The organism is Helicobacter sp. 23-1045, assembly GCF_053654655.1.
This window is the reverse complement of sequence record NZ_JBSIUR010000031.1, coordinates 1-683: the sequence shown is the minus strand read 5'-3', so window position 1 is coordinate 683 and position 683 is coordinate 1. Positions and strand designations below refer to the sequence as shown.

General features: G+C 43.5%; 1 protein-coding gene. It reads left to right on the top strand.

The features are described 5' to 3' along the window. Nucleotides 1-683: hypothetical protein (locus tag ACWIUE_RS11905; RefSeq protein WP_454137006.1), on the top strand; the 683-nt coding region annotated here is incomplete at both ends.

Here is a 683-nt window from a genome sequence, read left to right as displayed (position 1 = left end):
ACCGCTTTTAGCGCAAGAGTCGCAGAATCGCACACTTTGGGTGCACACTTCGCCCTAACTTATGGCACATTAAGCGACAAGCACGACAAAGATTTGCAAGTCAAAAACCTAAATTTATTAGGCGGTTTGCACTATAAAATCGACTTGCCTTTTGCGCTATTTTTAAAGGCACACGGGGATTTCTACTACTTTTCAAACGACTTAAAAACGCAATTTTTGGCAGATTTAAAACCGCAAAATTTGGGATTTGGCGCAAATTTAACTTTTGGCAAAACCTTTGATTTTCGCGTAGGCGGGGCGTTATCGCTCGAAGCAGGATTTGACTACAAGGCACTAAAATCGCAACAAATCAAAGCAGATTCTGCGATTTACCAAAACGCGCTTTTTAACCTAATCTACGGCGATTTGGGGGTTTCGTATGCGAATTATTTCAGCGGATTTGGGATAAACTTTGGCGCAGGCGCGAAGTTCAATCTCGCTCCAAAACTCGCCAAAAGCAAAGTTTTAGTGCGGAGCGAAAACTTCGATTTTGCCATTGATAGCGACAAAATTTTAGGTTACGCAAACGCGGGAATTTCGTATCTTTTGGAGGCGCGAAACTTCGATATGGAGTTTGGATTGCAATATTTTGGGGGATTTGGCGACAAAGGCATCTCAAACGGCGGCGGCTTTGAATGGCGCGT